Genomic DNA, 15,005 nt, shown 5'->3' on the forward strand with positions numbered 1-15,005 from the left:
GGGCATACGATGAAGAAATGATCTTTATTACCGTCAAATTCCTCGTCAAGCCCGAATGGACCGAACGCTGGCCCGAACTTACCGCCGATTTCACCGCCGCCACCCGGGCGGAGCCGGGCAACCTGTGGTTCGACTGGTCCCGAAGCCTGGAGAACCCGAACGAGTTTGTCCTGGTGGAAGCCTTCAAGGACGACGCCGCCGCCGCGCACGTGCAGAGCGATCACTTCCAGCAGGCCATGAAGGACATGGTCCAGGCGCTGGTGGAAACCCCGAAGATCATCAACACGGTGATCGAGGGCGAAGAGTGGTCCCGGATGGGTGAACTGACCGTCGAATAGGGACGGTTGTTCAGGTGCTCGGTCATGGGAAACCTCCTGCTTACAGGTCCCCATGACCGGCGCCTGGGCACAAGGCCCGCAGCAGAAGAGCAGCGGCTCCGGGCGCTACTCTCCGAACACCATGGTGATTGCCTCGCCCTGGATATTCACCTTGGCGGGCATGGAATAGAGCTCAACCGTGCCCTTCTGCATTCCCCAGTCATCGCCCTGCTTCATTTCGGCTTCCAGCGTGAACTGCCCGTTTTCCGCCGTGACTGAGAACGGGGCGGTCGGATCGCCCTCGATCACGGCGTAGGTGGGCTCCCTGGTCATACTCCACTTGATGTTGCGGAAGTTGTTGGGGTCTTCGCCGTCGGCCTTGTTCGGGCAGCCCTTTGGCAGCAGTTCGGTGGACTTCATGCAGGCATCCAGGTGTGCCCTGGTCTGGGCCTTGATCTCATCGCGTGCCGCGTCCGTGATCTCCGGGAGGAACCCCACTCCCATCAGTGATTCCTGCGAGTCCAGACCGACGTTCATGACTTCGTCCTCGCCGTAGCTGACGAATTTCGTGCCATTGGGAGCGCTGAAGGTGTAGTCGCCCGGCATTACCGCGAGCTTCCGGCCGTCCTCGGGGGCTTTGAAGTCCACGCCGTTTACGGCGGTACCGGTGACATCCGCGTCCATCATGTAGCGCACCGACCACGTGCCCAGTGGTGCGTCGACTTTCCATTTCTTGAAGAGCACTGCCTCGGTCCCGGCCTTGGACAGCGACAGTTTCATGGCCTCGCTCTCCCCGCCCTGCTCCACGTCAACCGATACCTCGGCCTTGTCGCCGTCGACCGCGACATCCGTGATTTCAAAACCGCTGATCCGGTTCTCCACCTTCGAGTAGACCTCATCGGTCATCAGGGAATTGTCCAGGTCCGAATCGGCAGGCGCCATGTCCAGGGCCTTTTCCAGCTCCCCGTCGACCAGTGCCTGGAGGTACTCCTCCGCCTGGACCCTCGGGCTGTAGACCGTGTCGTCCATGTACTGATAGCCGAAATAGCCTCCTACGCCCAGGAGCACCAGCAGGCCGCCTGCCACGCTGCCTGCGATTATCAGGCGCTTGCGCCGCTTCGGGTTCGGCTGCCGCTGCGGCAGGGTGCCTTCCCCGCCGGGAGGCGGCGGGAGCTGCGGCCACTGCTGCCCGGGCTGCGGCGCAGTACCTGCACCGGGTGGAGGCGGCGGAGCCCCCTGGAATCCCTGCGTCCCCGCAGCCGACCCATAGTTCTCCATATGCCTGTCCCCCATTGCCTTGCTCCCCCAGTCAAGTACCGGCAGGCGTGCCGGTACCCGATAACATACAAGCTTTTATGCTCCAGGTCACAGTCCGGATTCCACCGGGATCCGGACCTGCCGGCACCCGCAGGAAAGGCTGCCCGGCGAACGCCCGCTAGTTGTACCCGGCAGCGGGTGCCAGGGAGGGCATCGGCAGCCCGAAAACGTCTTTAAGCGCCAGCTGCGCAGCATGCTGCCCGCCCATGCCGTGCACGCCGGGGCCCGGGGGCGTGGAGGCCGAACTGAGATAGACGCCCGGAAGCGGCGTCCGCCAGGGACTGGGTGAGAGTACGGGACGAATCAGCATTTGCTGCAGTGTCACCGCTCCTGCACCAAAGTCTCCGCCTACATAGTTGGCGTTGTACGCCTCCAAGCCGGCCGCCGTCGTCACCTTGGAGTCCACAATCAGGTCCCTGAACCCGGGGGCGAACCGTTCAATCTGCGCAGTGACTGCCTCGGTCATGTCTACGGTTGAGCCGGCCGGGACATGGCAGTAGGACCACAGGACATGCCGTCCTGCAGGGGCCCGTGTGGGGTCGAATCCGCTGGGCTGGGAGGCCAGGACGTAGGGACGGCGGGGGTGCCTGCCGGCGGCGACGTCGGCCTCGGCCTCGGCGAGTTCGGCCCGGGTGCCGCCCAAGTGGGCCGTTCCCGCATGGGCCACCTCCGGATTCGTCCAGGGCACGGGACCGGAAAGGATGTAGTCCACCTTGCAGGCGGCGTTGCCGTATTTGAAGCGCTCCAGCGCCCGCGCGTACCGTCCGGGCAGCCGGTCGGATGCCAGTTCCAGCAGCACCGAAGGAGCAACGTCCAGGATGACGGCGCGGGAGTCCGCCACTTCGGCCAGCGAGGTGACCCGGTGGCCGGTGATGATCTTGCCGCCGTGCGCCCGCAGGTCATCGGCGAGCGCCTCGGCAATGGCCTGTGAGCCGCCCACCGGGATGGGCCAGCCAACCGTGTGGGCAAGGGTGCCGAGCATCAGCCCGCCCCCGGCCGACGGCAGCGAGGGCATCCTGCCCACCGGGTGCGCTGCCACACCTGAAAGCAGTGCGGGGGCGGCGTCCTCCATGAACCGCCGGTTCCACCAGGCGGTCCCCTGGTCCAGGACGGCGAGCCCGAAACGGACCAGCGCCACCGGGTCGCGGGGGACGCTCAGCAGCGAACCCATCAAGAGCTCGGTGACCGCTTCGCTGCGCTCCACCAGGGGTGCCATCAGCTGCCGGTAGGCGGCGCCGTCCCGGCCCAGCCCTTCCACGGTCCGTTCCAGGTCCTTGTACGCCAGCCCGGCGCGGCCGCCGTCCAGCGGCGCGGCGTAGGAGATTTCGGGAACCACCAGGTCGATTCGCCGGTCCAGCCCGAAGCTGCGGAAGAACGGGGAGGCCAGCGCCATGGGATGCACGGCCGAGCAGATGTCGTGCAGGTGGCCCGGCTCCATCAGCTCCTTGGTCCGGCTCCCGCCGCCGATGGTCCCGGCCGCCTCGAAGACCCGGACCGAGAGTCCCGCTCGGGCCATGATGACCGCTGCCGCCAGCCCGTTGGGGCCGGCACCGACTACGCTGACATCGCTCATCCGGTGTGCCTTACTGCCCCTTGCGCCCGGTGACCCGGGCGGCCAGGGACTTGGTTGCGGCCGGCAGCGCCCGGAGTTTGCCGGGCGCCTCCCGCCGGAGCTTCAAAGCCGTTGCCACCAGAGCGTACCGCCCCGGCTGCAGGGGGATGTCGTATGTGGTGGGAATGGTGACCACGGTCTTGGAGAAATTCCGCTTGAACGTCGTGACGTTGATCAGGCCCGGGTAGTTCTCGCTGACAATGCCGGTGAGCCCGCAGGCGGTGTTGCCGGCCGCCTTGAGCACCTTGAACGCTTCCCAGAGCAGCAGGTAGGGCGCGTTGGTCTTCCGCGCGCTGTGCGAACTGGCCGCGAAGTAGTAGACGGAGTAGCCGCGGTACTCGGTGGTGATCAGCCAGGAAACCGGTTTGCCCTCTACGTAGGCAACCATCAGCCGCAGGTACTCGCCGAGCTCGGTCAGCAGCGTCTCATAGAACGTCGATTCGAAACTCGAGAAGCCGTCACGGGCCGCGGTTTCCTGCATGATCGGGAACAGCTCGGTACGGAACACCTCGGCCCACCGTTCCGGTTCAATGGTCCGCACCTCCACACCCAGCTTTTCCGCCTTGCGGATCAGGTTGCGCGCATTGGACCGGAATGAGGCGAAGATGGCGTCCGTGTCCGGAGTCAGGTCCACGACTATTTCGCGTTCGTACCAGCCGTGTTCCAGGGGACCCGTCACCGGCGGCTGCGGGTGTTCCACCTGCATCCGGATGTACAGGGGATCCACGGACGGATCGGCCCGGAACTGTTCCTGCACCGTATGGACCAGGCGTGCTTCGGCGTTGTGCGTGCGGACGGTGAACCAGGTGGGTCCGTTGACCACCACCAGGGACGGACGCAGCCGCCGTTCCGAGCGCAGGTAACTGGCAGTCGCGACCAGTGTGCCGCCGTCGTAATAGGCCCAAATGCCGTAGGGGCTGCGGCCGAGCTTTGCCTCAAAATCAGCCCAGTACGGGGTCTGCTCCAGCGGAATCACAACGTCGGGATGCGCGGCGGCGAGAACTTCGAATTCCTTGGAGTTAAGCTGCTCGGAACGGTATGGAACGGGTGTCACTGTGCTTCTTTCGCCGGGGCCGCATGCGCTTCTAAGGATACGGCGTTGCTCCGCTTCAGGAGCAGCCGGTCCGGGGCGCCGTCGAACGGGCCTCCCTGGGGATCGTCGGCGCCGGTGCGGCGCACCGGATCACCGTCGGGGTGCAGGATGTCTGCCACCACCCGGTACATCAGGTAGGCGGTGGCCAGCACATGCCCCAGGACGGCCAGTACGTAGTACGGGGAGTCGATGTTGTTCTGCGCCGCACCGCCGGAGGTGTCCTTGGCGAGGTACATCCAGATGGCCCACCAGTGCATCACTTCGAAGAACTGCCAGATCAGGAAGTCCCGCCACCGTGGCCGGGCCAGGGCCACCAGCGGAATCAGCCACAGGACAAACTGCGGGGAATAGACCTTATTGGTGAGGATGAACGCGGCAACAATCAGGAAAGCCAGCTGCGCCAGCCGCGGTCGCCGCCCGGAACACAGGGCCAGCACGGCGATCCCGGCACATGCGAGGGCAAACAGGGCGTAAGCCCAGAAGTTGATGAATCCGGCGTCCACGCCTACCCCGCCGTAGCGCTCCACGGTCAGGTTCCAGGCAAACCAGATGGAGGAAAACCCCGCCGGTCGTTCGGACGTGAACGTGAGGAAAAAGCGCCAGGACTCGAAGTCGCGGAGCATAAAGGGCAGGTTCACGGCCGCCCAGGCCAGGCCCGCCGCGGCAAAGGTGAGCAGTGCCGGACGCAGCCGCATGGTCCGCAGGGCCAGCACCAGGACTGCGCCGAGGATCAGGACGGGGTACAGCTTCAGGGCCGTGCCCAGGCCGATCAGCACGCCGGCCGCCAGCGGCCGGTTCCGCGCAAAGGCCAGCATGCCCGCCGTGGCGAGCATCACTGCCCAAATGTCCCAATTGATGAAGACAGCCAGGATGGCCGCCGGGGCCACCGCCACCATCGCAGCGTCCCAGGGCCGCCGGCCGGACATACGCATGGTGGCCACCACAGTGACCATCCAGGCGCCGGCGGCCAGGAAGGCGTTGACATCGAAGTAGTGCAGGGCGCGGACGGCGGAAGCACCCTCCCCCGGAACCACCAGTGCGGTTGCACCGGCCAGCAGCCCCAGAAGCACCGGGTATTCAAACAGTGCACCCTCGGTGAAAAAGGGGAAGACGCCCTCCCCAAGGCCCCTGGTCCCGAACAGTTCGGGCCAGTCGGAATAGCACGCCTGGTAGAAGTGGTCCGGGGTGGACCAGCCGCCGGCGCGGCAGGGCATCTTGACCAGGACGGCCAGCAGCGCCGAGACCGTGGTGAACAGGATCAGCACCCGTTCCACTGTGAAGAATCCGGGGGTTACAACACCTGGCGCGGTGAAGCGTCCCAGCGGACCGCCGATGCCCTCCGTGAATTTCCGCAGGAAGGGATCGTTGCGGCTGGGCACCACTATGCGCAGCGGGCGGCGCTGGGGGTTGGGCTCCATGCCTATCAGTATCCAGCAGGACGGCGCTCCGGACAGGAGGTCCGCCGCGCGGCTACCCCGGTGTAAGTGTTCCTCCCCGTGCCAAGGCGTAGGTGCCGCCGTTCAGGTACGCGTTCTCCGGCTCGGACGGATCGTAGGTGAGCGTGTGTCCGTTGCCGGTGATGTTGGTGACCTGGCCGCCGCTGACCAGGGCGCCTGCCACCGAGGAGGCCGCGGAGTCTGCCTGCAGGCTGATCCGCGAGGTGTCGTCCAAGGTGACCCCTACGTTGGCGAGCGTCCCCGTAACGCTGCTGTTGGCGGTCAGGGAAACGGCCAGGCTGCTGCCCTGCTGTGCACTGAGGTTGCCGGTAAGTTCGGTTTCGGTCATCTCCACCGTGCCGGACCCGCCGCCGGTGACGCTGACCAGGTTTCCCGAGTCGGCGCTCACGGTGCTCCCCTGGCTGATGCTCACAGTGGCCGGCACCCCTTCGATGAGCACGGCGTCGCCGTCTCCGGCATTCAGGCTGCCGCCGGTGAGCGTCAGGCTGCCGCCCGCCGGTCCCCCGTCGCTGCCCTGGAGAAGGTGCACGCCGTGGGTGCCGCCCGAGAGTTCGGACCGGGTACTGATAAGGGTGTTGGTCCCTTCTACCACTGCCGCTTCGGCAGAGCGGGACGTTCCGGCCACTGCGCAGACCGAAATGTCCCCGGCGGAATAGATGGCCGGCGCCGCCTCCCCGACGGCGGTGGATCGGTTAATCGAGATCTGGCCTTCGCCGCCGGCGGCAATAGGGCTGGCGTTCCCCTCGTCCGTTGACAGCGTCAGGTCCGTTCCCGTCACCGATCCACCGTCCCCTGCACCGACAGCGGGGGCCGAGGCACCGTCGGTGCGCACTGTGGTGCTGCCCAGTTCCACCAGGGAACCGGTGCCGCTGCTGAATACCCCGCCGGCGCCGGCACCGGTGGAGCTGACCGTGGCATTTAGCAGGGATAGCCGGCTGCCGCCGGACACCAGCACGGCAGCGTTGAGTCCGGCGGCCGCGGACGCCTCGGGGTTGGACGAGCTGCCGCTCTTGGTGATGTCCGCATCAGCCACGGCCGTGCTCCCGCCGTCGGACCGCGTGAGCGCGGAGGTGTCGGCGTCGGCAGCGGAGAAGTTGCCGCGGTCGGGATTATTGGAGGGCACCGTAGCCGGCAGGGGCGGGCAGTCCGCTGCCGAGCCGGCACCGGCGGAGAAGGTGGGCGTTGAGGAGGGTCCGGCGGTCGGACTGGAAGCCGGCGCCGACTGGCTGTCCTGCTGCGGCGGCGGGGCAGGCGTGCACGCGGCCAGCCCGAGCGCAACGGCCAGGACTGCGGCACGAAGCGCGGCCGGCACCAGGCCCGCCGATGCGTGCCGGAAGGCCGGTGCAGAATGCACCGAGCCCCCGGCAGAAGGCGCTGGGCTTTGGGAAAAGGCGGTCATCAGCGGCTCCCGGGCCGAAGTGGCGGAGACTCTTCGCGGGTCCAGTCTAGGGGCGCACCGCCGCCGGGTGGCAGGCCGTGCGGCCAATACGTTTCGAAACCGGTAAGAGATGTGAGTACCAGCACGTAGACTGTGTTGGTTGTCTGCGCCCGCGGGCGCAGCATTCAACATATTCTTCGAAGGAGAACCGTGTCCGAGAACCCCATCCGGGTGGCAATCGTGGGTGTTGGAAACTGTGCAGCTTCGCTGGTGCAGGGTGTCCAGTACTACCGCAACGCCGACCCCAACGAAACTGTCCCTGGCCTGATGCACGTGAAGTTCGGCGACTACCACGTCAATGACGTGCAGTTTGTTGCCGCTTTCGACGTCGACAGCAAGAAGGTCGGGCTGGACCTGGCCGATGCTATCGGCGCGAGCGAGAACAACACCATCAAGATCGCCGATGTGCCGGAAACCGGCATCACGGTCCAGCGCGGGCCCACCCTTGACGGGTTGGGCAAGTACTACCGGGAAACCATCGTCGAGTCCGACGCCGCGCCGGTGGACATCGTTGCGGCCCTGAAGGACAACGCTGTTGACGTTATGGTCTGCTACCTTCCGGTGGGTTCGGAGCAGGCGGCGAAGTTCTACGCCCAGTGCGCCATCGACGCCGGCGTAGCGTTCGTCAACGCGCTCCCCGTGTTCATTGCCGGCACCAAGGAATGGGCCGACAAGTTCACCGAGGCGGGCGTTCCGATTGTGGGCGACGACATCAAGAGCCAGATCGGCGCCACCATCACCCACCGCGTGATGGCCAAGCTGTTCGAAGACCGCGGCGTGATCCTGGACCGCACGTACCAGCTCAACGTCGGCGGCAACATGGACTTCAAGAACATGCTTGAGCGCGAGCGGTTGGAGTCAAAGAAGATCTCCAAGACGCAGGCCGTCACGTCCAACACGTCTGCGGACCTGAAGGCCGACGACGTGCACATCGGCCCCTCGGACTACGTTGCCTGGCTGGATGACCGCAAGTGGGCATTCGTCCGGCTCGAAGGCCGCAACTTCGGCGATGCGCCCGTGTCCCTGGAGTACAAGCTGGAGGTCTGGGACTCCCCCAACTCCGCCGGCGTCATCATCGATGCGGTACGGGCCGCCAAGATCGCCCTGGACCGGGGCATCGGCGGACCGATCCTTTCCGCTTCCAGCTACTTCATGAAGTCGCCGCCGGAACAGTACAACGACGACATCGCCAAGGCCAAGGTGGAGCAGTTCATCCGCGGCGAGGTTGAGCGCTAGGAAAAGCTCCCGGCCAACGCTGCTGCCGCAAACGCCCCTGGGCTCCGGTTTCCGGGACCCGGGGGCGTTGCTGTGTCCGCCCCGCGGCGGACCCGGCGGTCAGATCAGCCCTGCGGGCGTACCGTCCGCTGCCACGCCCATGCGCAGTGCCGCCGGTTCCTTCGGCAGCCCGGGCATGGTCATCACCGCGCCGGTCAGCGCCACCACAAACCCGGCACCGGTCTTGATCGACAGGTCCCGCACGTGCAGGGTGAACCCGGACGGTGCACCCAGCGCCGCTGGATCGTCGGAGAAGGAATACTGGGTCTTGGCCATGCACACCGGCAGGTGGTCTAGGCCGCGTGCGGAGATTTCCTGCAGCCGGTGGCGGGCGGCCGGAGCGAATTCCACGTCGGCCGCGCCGTAGATTTCCCGGGCCACCGTGCGGATCTTCTCCTCCACCGGCATTGCGTCCGGGTACAGGAACCGGAAGTCCGCGGGCTGTTCCAGCGCCGCCCTTACGGTCCGTGCCAGCTCGTCGCCGCCGGTTCCGCCGCCGCCGCGGGCCCACACATCCGCCACTGCGGCGCTGACCCCTTCCTCCGCGCACCAGTCCGCCAGCCGGCGCAGCTCAGCCTCCGTGTCGGTGCCGAACCGGTTAATGGCCACCACGGGGTTGATGCCGAATCGGCGGATGTTTTCCAGGTGCCGGCGCAGATTGGCCGTACCCGCCTCCAGCGCCGGAAGGTTCTCCGCTGCGAGGTCGGCCTTCGGCACGCCCCCGTGCATTTTCAGGGCCCGGACGGTGGCCACCACCACCACTGCGTCGGGGGCGACGTCGGCGGCCCGTGACTTGATGTCCAGGTACTTTTCCGCGCCGAGGTCCGCACCAAAGCCGGCCTCGGTCACCACGATGTCCGCCAGCCTTCGGGCGGTGGACGTGGCAATGACCGAGTTGCAGCCATGGGCAATGTTGGCGAACGGACCGCCGTGGACCAGTGCCGGGGTTCCGGCCAGGGTCTGCACCAGGTTGGGTTTCAGCGCCTCGCGCAGCAGCAGCGTCATGGCGCCCTCGACACCCAAGTCGGCAACGGTCACCGGCCGGCGGTCGTAGGTGTAACCCACGGTGATCCGGGACAGGCGGTCCGTGAGATCAGCGAGGTCCCGGGCCAGGCAGAAGACCGCCATCACCTCGGAAGCGACGGTGATGTCGAAACCGTCCTGCCGGGGCACACCCTGCGCGGGCCCGCCCAGTCCAATCACAATATCGCGCAGCGCACGGTCGTTGAGGTCCAGGACGCGCCGAATCACGATCCGCCGCGGATCCAGGCCCAGCGGATTGCCCTGGAAGATGGAATTGTCCAGCAGCGCGGCGAGGGCATTGTTGGCGGCAGTGATCGCGTGGAAGTCTCCGGTGAAGTGCAGGTTGACGTCCTCCATCGGGACCACCTGGGAATACCCGCCGCCCGTGGCTCCGCCCTTCATGCCCAGCACCGGTCCCATGGAGGGTTCACGCAGGGCGATGCATACGTTCTCTCCGGCGCGGTGCAGGGCGTCGGCCAGCCCCACGGTGACGGTGGACTTACCCTCGCCGGCGGGGGTGGGGCTCATTGCGGTGACCAGCACCACCCGTCCGGGCGCGGTACCGGCAGGCAGCAGGGCAGGGTCCACCTTCGCCTTGTACCGTCCGTAGGGTTCCAGCGCCTCTTCCGGGATGCCGGCGGCACGGGCGATCCCGGTGATGGGCTGCAGGATTGCCGTGCGGGATATCTCGAGGTCAGAGGGGACGCTGGTGCCCATGGTGCGTGTTCCTTCCGCTGCGCCGCCAACGGATGACGTTAACGGCCGGTGTCGTTGGGTGGAAGCCAAGCTACCAGCAGCAGGGCCACCGGACCGGGATCGGAGCGGAGGGGACCAGGAGGAACGGAAAAGAGAAGCTACTTGCGCACGGAGCTGCTGGCGAAGTGCTCCGCTGCCTCCCGGTAGCTCTCCGCGGTGAGCATGGCGGTCCGCCGCCAGCCGAATGCCTGGGCGTGGGCGGCGGCTCCTTCTCCGAGCGTACGACGGCGGTCCGCGCCGTCGTACAGTGCTTCCAGTTCAGCGGCCCAGCGGCCCGGAGCATGCCCGTCCACCAGGACACCGCTGCGTCCGTCCCGCACCGCTTTGGGCAGGCCGCCCACATTGGCGGCCAGCACGGGGGTGCCGCAGGCCTGGGCTTCCAGTGCCACCAGTCCGAAGGATTCACTGAAGGACGGTACGGCCACCACGTCGGCTGCACGGAACCAGTCGGCCAACTGGTTCGGTTCGGCCGGGGGCCGCAGCGAAACCGTGTCCTGCAGGCCATAACGGCGGATCAGGGGCGCCAGATCCAGCACGGACGAACCGCTGCCCGCGCCCAGGATGCTCACGCGCAGCGGGATGTCCGGCCTGCGCCGCCGCAACTGGGCAGCGGCCTCCACCAGGACCTGCGGGCCCTTCATCCGCTGGATCCGGCCGGCAAACACCACATGGAAAACACCCGGCAAGAAACCCTGCCCGGGCTGCACTCCCGGCCTGCCCCGGGGGGAGAAAATGTTCAGGTCAACACCCGGAGCCACTACGTCCACGGCAGCCGGATCGGCACCGTAGAGGGTTTCCAGCTCGGCGGCTTCGGTGCTGGTATTGGCAATCAGGCGGGTCGCCCCCTGCACTACCTGCTGCTCGCCGTCGATCCGGATCTGCGGTTCAGGGGTTTCTCCGGGCTGGGCCTGGATATTCTTGACCCGCGCCATGGTGTGCATGGTGTGTACCAGGGGCAGGTCCCACTGCCGGGCCACTGCCAGTCCGGCCGTTCCTGACACCCAGTAATGCGAATGCACCACGTCAAAAGCGCCGTCCAGCAGGAACGGCTGCGCTGCCGCAACCGCGGAGGCAAGGTCCAGATACGGCAATTGTTCCTTGGGCACCTTGCACACCGGTCCGGCCTGGACATGGCGGACCCTGACCCCCGGGGCCAGTTCAACATCCGCAGTACGCTGCGGGTCCGTTGCCCGGGTAAAAATCTCCACTTCGGTGCCGGAGCGGGCCAGTTCCAGGGCTACGGAACGGACGTACACGTTCATGCCGCCGGCGTCGCCGGATCCGGGCTGTTCAAGCGGGGAGGTATGAAGGGAGAGCATGGCCACACGCTTGACCTGGGGCACTTCGCTCCCTTCCTGACCGATATCTTCTCTATCGACTTTATAACGCCGCGGGCCCTGCCTTTGTTTCCTGTCGGCCAGAACACGTTGGGCACCCCTGCCCTGCCGGGTCTACGGTGCCGGGCACGGCAGCACCGCCCGGCCCCTCTGGGGAACCGGGCGGCGCTGCCGCCGTATACCGCCGCATGGCGTGGATGAAGTCACTTCACGGAATGGAAGTAGTGCAGCAGCAGGTAACCCTGCTCTCCGGACAGTGCGTAATCCAGGCGCGAAGAGCGGACGGCACTTGAGCGGAGGTAGGAGCTGCGCAGGCGTTGGAACATGGAGGACACCTCCTTCAATGCGCGTTGCAGGGCAGGAGCCGGCAGTCCGGGCGGACGCGGCGGGGGCGGGGGTGTTGCGGCACGCTCGAAGCCGGCATCCGGCCGCATTGAATCGGGCAGGGTCAAAGAGGGCAGGGGATATTCAGGCACGGAAGTCTCCAAAGGCATAAACCCGTAAAGGGCATGACGGAATAAGGCAGGGAAGATGAATGAAAAGTCCACCGATAAACAGCATTGAAATTACGCCGAGGCGATTTGCGGATATTAATCCGACCATGGCGGAATGCTGTTTATGCGGGGTGGTTACCGATCCGCGTGAAATCCCTTGCCGGCATTGCCCTGGACCTGCAAAGGCGGCAGGTGCACAGGGAGCGGGAGGGGCTGCCGGACGCTGCGGCGATTAGCCGGACTGGACCGGTGCGCGGGGCGGGGGCCCGGGCTGGGTAGCCGGGGCAGGTGCCGGGACTAGGCGGAAACGGCCGTCCGGGACAGGAATACACCCGGTGCCCGGAACCATGGCCGGAGATTGCCGCCGTCAATGCCGGCACCTACCCAATGGGTATTCATCATGGTATTCATCAATCTCCACCTCCTGTTCGCGGGGCACTCTTCTGGGGTCTATCTTCTGGGGTCTACTGCGCCTGACGGGTGTTTTGCTGTCTGGCTGGCGGGCCGTAAAGTTGCCCGCAAAAGAAAAGGTACAACAGAAAACCCGGCCCTGCCAAGTACTTTCCGTAAATTCCCGCAATTAATTCTGCGGGCGGATGCTGGCAGGGCCGGGAGGTCTGCTCGTCAGAGGTTCCAGCCGACCACGGCGGGGGTGCGCTTGTCCCAGCCGAGGGTGCAGATAGCTGCCGTGCTGAGGGCAAAGTGCCGGCCGAATTCCGGGGGCAGTCCCAGCCAGCGGGCCGCCAGGATGCGCAGGAAGTGCCCATGCGCCACCAGGAGCACCTTCTCCACCGGTGCTGCCTCAGGATCGAGGTCCATCTCTGTGCCGGAACCGGCCTGCACGGAAGAGATGATCCGGTCTGCCCGGGCGGCCACCTGGGCCAGGGTTTCCCCGTTGGGAACCCCGTCCTTCCAGATCAGGTATCCCGGGTTCTCATCCCGGACCTGCCGGCTGTTGCGCCCCTCGTTGTCGCCGTAGTCCCATTCATGTGCGTGCGGGACCACTTCGGCGTCGGGGTAGCCCACCAGTTCTGCGGTCCGTCGCGCACGGGCCAACGGCGAGGTGAGCACCCGGTCGAAGGTCACCGCACCTATCTTGTCGCGGGCAGCCCGGGCCTGGGCTTCTCCGTCGGCGGTCAGCGGGATGTCCGTCAGGCCCGTGTAGTTTCCCTCGCGGCTCCATTCGGTCTCGCCGTGCCGCAGCAGCCAGAGCCGGGGCAGCCGGGTCCCGGCCGGGGTCAGGTCCGGTACTGCCGGTCCAAAATTATCCCCGTTGCTCATCTATTTGTCCTTCGCGTTTGTACCTGATTCATCCTGCGCCCGCAGGGTTTCCTTTTCCGTTGTATCAGGTGCCGCGTCCGCGGACTCAATCGCACTTTCGGGCTGTGCTGCCCACCACTCCCGGAGCAGGGCGGCGGCCTCCGCTTCACTCCGGGGACCGTTTTCCATGCGTTCTTCCAGCAGGAACCGGTAGGCGCGCCCCACCACCGGCCCCGGCCGCACGTTGAGCAGGGCCATGATGGCTTCGCCGTCCAGATCCGGACGGATGGACGCGAGCTCTTCCTGCTCGGCGAGGGCGGCAATGCGCTGTTCCAAGTCGTCGTAGGCGAAGGCCAGGCGCTCTGCCTTCCGCCGGTTCCGGGTGGTGACGTCGGAGCGGGTGAGCCGGTGCAGCCGCTGCAGCAGCGGGCCGGCGTCGGTGACGTAGCGGCGGACGGCGGAATCGGTCCAACCGGCATCGCCGTAGCCGTAGAAGCGCATGTGCAGTTCCACCAGGCGGGACACAGCCTTCACAGTGTCATTGTCGAACCGAAGCTCCTTCATCCGCTTGGCAGTGAGCTTGGCGCCCACGGCATCGTGATGCAGGAAACTTACCGCGCCGGAGGGATCGAACCGGCGGGTGGAGGGCTTGCCGACGTCGTGCATCAGCGCCGCGAAGCGCAACACAAAATCGGGACCCGGCACCGGACCCTCGCTGTCGGTTTCAAGTTCGCAGGCCTGGCGGAGGACGGTCAGGGAGTGCTGGTAGACGTCCTTGTGCCGGTGGTGTTCGTCAATTTCGAGTTTCAGTGCGGCAACCTCGGGCAGCACGTGCTCGGCCAGCCCGCTTTCCACCAGCAGGTCCACCCCGGTCCAGGGCGCCTTCCCGTTGATCAGCTTCGTCAGTTCATCCCGCACCCGTTCCGCGGAGATGATCCCGATCCGGCCCGCCATGTCCCGCATCGCCTCGAACACTTCCGGGGCCACGTCCACCTGCAGCTGCGAGGCGAAACGGGCGGCGCGCATCATCCGCAGCGGATCGTCGGAGAACGACGTCGACGGCGCCCCGGGGGTGCGCACAATGCCGGCGTGCAGGTCCCGGGCACCGCCGAAGGGATCCACCAGTTCCATGGAGGGCAGCCGCAGCGCCATGGCGTTCATAGTGAAGTCCCGGCGGAACAGGTCATCCTCGAGCTTGTCGCCGAAGGCAACCTCAGGTTTGCGGGAGGACGGGTCATACGCGTCGGCACGGTAGGTGGTGACCTCCACCTGGAAACCGTCCTTGCGCATGCCGATGGTGCCGAATTCGCGGCCGATCTCCCAGAAAGTATCCGCCCAGCCCTTGATCACCTTGATGATCTCGTCCGGACGGGCGTTGGTGGTGAAGTCCAGGTCCGGGGACACCCGGCCCAGGAACAGGTCACGCACGGGACCGCCGACCAGGGAAAGCTCAAACCCGGCGTCCTCAAAACGTGCACCGAGCGCCGGGATCACGTCGGGCAGCGGGGACTTCAAGGCAGAACTATCAAAAAGGTGCACCATAGTCCTTTAAGCCTGCCAGATAAAACGGTGAAGACCGACAATGGGGCGCTGCGGCAGGGCGGACACGCCGAGGGTTCCCGCTTA

At 66.3% G+C, this 15,005-nt stretch carries 12 protein-coding genes; 2 read left to right on the forward strand and 10 right to left on the reverse strand.

Annotated elements, in window-relative coordinates:
- The first annotated feature begins 17 nt into the window (after positions 1 to 17).
- Positions 18 to 338, forward strand: coding sequence for a putative quinol monooxygenase (locus QNO06_RS16820; RefSeq protein WP_227912289.1), 321 nt, complete (start codon positions 18 to 20; stop codon positions 336 to 338).
- A 105-nt stretch (positions 339 to 443) separates the two neighbouring features.
- Here the strand turns inward: QNO06_RS16820 and QNO06_RS16825 are convergent, their stop codons facing one another.
- The 5 genes from QNO06_RS16825 to QNO06_RS16845 all read right to left on the reverse strand — a co-directional run bounded on the left by QNO06_RS16825 (position 444) and on the right by QNO06_RS16845 (position 7,195).
- Positions 444 to 1,595, reverse strand: a complete 1,152-nt coding sequence (locus tag QNO06_RS16825) for a zinc ribbon domain-containing protein (protein WP_227912290.1) — start codon at positions 1,593 to 1,595, stop codon at positions 444 to 446.
- A gap of 157 nt (positions 1,596 to 1,752) precedes the next feature.
- A complete protein-coding gene (locus QNO06_RS16830; RefSeq protein WP_227912292.1) occupies positions 1,753 to 3,207 on the reverse strand; it encodes a phytoene desaturase family protein in 1,455 nt (484 codons plus the stop codon).
- 10 nt (positions 3,208 to 3,217) lie between these two features.
- Positions 3,218 to 4,300 (reverse strand): lipid II:glycine glycyltransferase FemX, encoded by a 1,083-nt coding sequence (locus tag QNO06_RS16835; protein ID WP_227912294.1) that lies wholly within the window; start codon positions 4,298 to 4,300, stop codon positions 3,218 to 3,220.
- Positions 4,297 to 5,757 carry a glycosyltransferase family 87 protein gene (locus QNO06_RS16840; protein ID WP_227912297.1) on the reverse strand — a complete coding sequence of 487 codons (1,461 nt, stop codon included), beginning with the start codon at positions 5,755 to 5,757 and terminating at the stop codon, positions 4,297 to 4,299. Before QNO06_RS16840 ends, QNO06_RS16835 begins: the two co-directional genes overlap by 4 nt.
- A 52-nt stretch (positions 5,758 to 5,809) precedes the next feature.
- On the reverse strand, positions 5,810 to 7,195 hold the full coding sequence (locus tag QNO06_RS16845) for a hypothetical protein (protein WP_284162474.1): 1,386 nt from the start codon (positions 7,193 to 7,195) through the stop codon (positions 5,810 to 5,812).
- Between the two features lie 189 nt (positions 7,196 to 7,384).
- Between QNO06_RS16845 and QNO06_RS16850 the strand changes: the two genes are divergently transcribed.
- A complete protein-coding gene (locus QNO06_RS16850) occupies positions 7,385 to 8,470 on the forward strand; it encodes an inositol-3-phosphate synthase (protein ID WP_227912300.1) in 1,086 nt (361 codons plus the stop codon).
- A gap of 99 nt (positions 8,471 to 8,569) precedes the next feature.
- Here QNO06_RS16850 and QNO06_RS16855 read toward each other — a convergent pair whose 3' ends face one another.
- From QNO06_RS16855 to QNO06_RS16875, 5 genes are all read right to left on the reverse strand, one after another.
- Entirely contained in the window at positions 8,570 to 10,249 is a 1,680-nt protein-coding gene (locus QNO06_RS16855; RefSeq protein WP_227912301.1) for a formate--tetrahydrofolate ligase, read from the reverse strand.
- 137 nt (positions 10,250 to 10,386) lie between these two features.
- On the reverse strand, positions 10,387 to 11,631 hold the full coding sequence (gene mshA, locus QNO06_RS16860) for a D-inositol-3-phosphate glycosyltransferase (RefSeq protein WP_227912302.1): 1,245 nt from the start codon (positions 11,629 to 11,631) through the stop codon (positions 10,387 to 10,389).
- A gap of 197 nt (positions 11,632 to 11,828) precedes the next feature.
- Positions 11,829 to 12,101 (reverse strand): hypothetical protein, encoded by a 273-nt coding sequence (locus QNO06_RS16865; protein ID WP_227912304.1) that lies wholly within the window; start codon positions 12,099 to 12,101, stop codon positions 11,829 to 11,831.
- A gap of 642 nt (positions 12,102 to 12,743) precedes the next feature.
- Positions 12,744 to 13,400, reverse strand: coding sequence for a histidine phosphatase family protein (locus QNO06_RS16870; protein WP_227912306.1), 657 nt, complete (start codon positions 13,398 to 13,400; stop codon positions 12,744 to 12,746).
- Positions 13,401 to 14,921, reverse strand: coding sequence for a CCA tRNA nucleotidyltransferase (locus QNO06_RS16875; RefSeq protein WP_227912308.1), 1,521 nt, complete (start codon positions 14,919 to 14,921; stop codon positions 13,401 to 13,403).
- Positions 14,922 to 15,005 lie beyond the last annotated feature (84 nt).

Source organism: Arthrobacter sp. zg-Y20, assembly GCF_030142075.1.
Taxonomy (GTDB): Bacteria; Actinomycetota; Actinomycetes; order Actinomycetales; family Micrococcaceae; genus Arthrobacter_B.

Bases quoted from the DNA above. Each gene is read 5' to 3' on its own strand.
- QNO06_RS16875 (WP_227912308.1), bottom strand. From the start codon at position 14,921: ATGGTGCACCTTTTTGATAGTTCTGCCTTGAAGTCCCCGCTGCCCGAC.
- QNO06_RS16830 (WP_227912292.1), bottom strand. From the start codon at position 3,207: ATGAGCGATGTCAGCGTAGTCGGTGCCGGCCCCAACGGGCTGGCGGCA.
- QNO06_RS16825 (WP_227912290.1), bottom strand. From the start codon at position 1,595: ATGGAGAACTATGGGTCGGCTGCGGGGACGCAGGGATTCCAGGGGGCT.
- QNO06_RS16840 (WP_227912297.1), bottom strand. From the start codon at position 5,757: ATGGAGCCCAACCCCCAGCGCCGCCCGCTGCGCATAGTGGTGCCCAGC.
- QNO06_RS16870 (WP_227912306.1), bottom strand. From the start codon at position 13,400: ATGAGCAACGGGGATAATTTTGGACCGGCAGTACCGGACCTGACCCCG.
- QNO06_RS16845 (WP_284162474.1), bottom strand. From the start codon at position 7,195: ATGACCGCCTTTTCCCAAAGCCCAGCGCCTTCTGCCGGGGGCTCGGTG.
- QNO06_RS16855 (WP_227912301.1), bottom strand. From the start codon at position 10,249: ATGGGCACCAGCGTCCCCTCTGACCTCGAGATATCCCGCACGGCAATC.
- QNO06_RS16820 (WP_227912289.1), top strand. From the start codon at position 18: ATGATCTTTATTACCGTCAAATTCCTCGTCAAGCCCGAATGGACCGAA.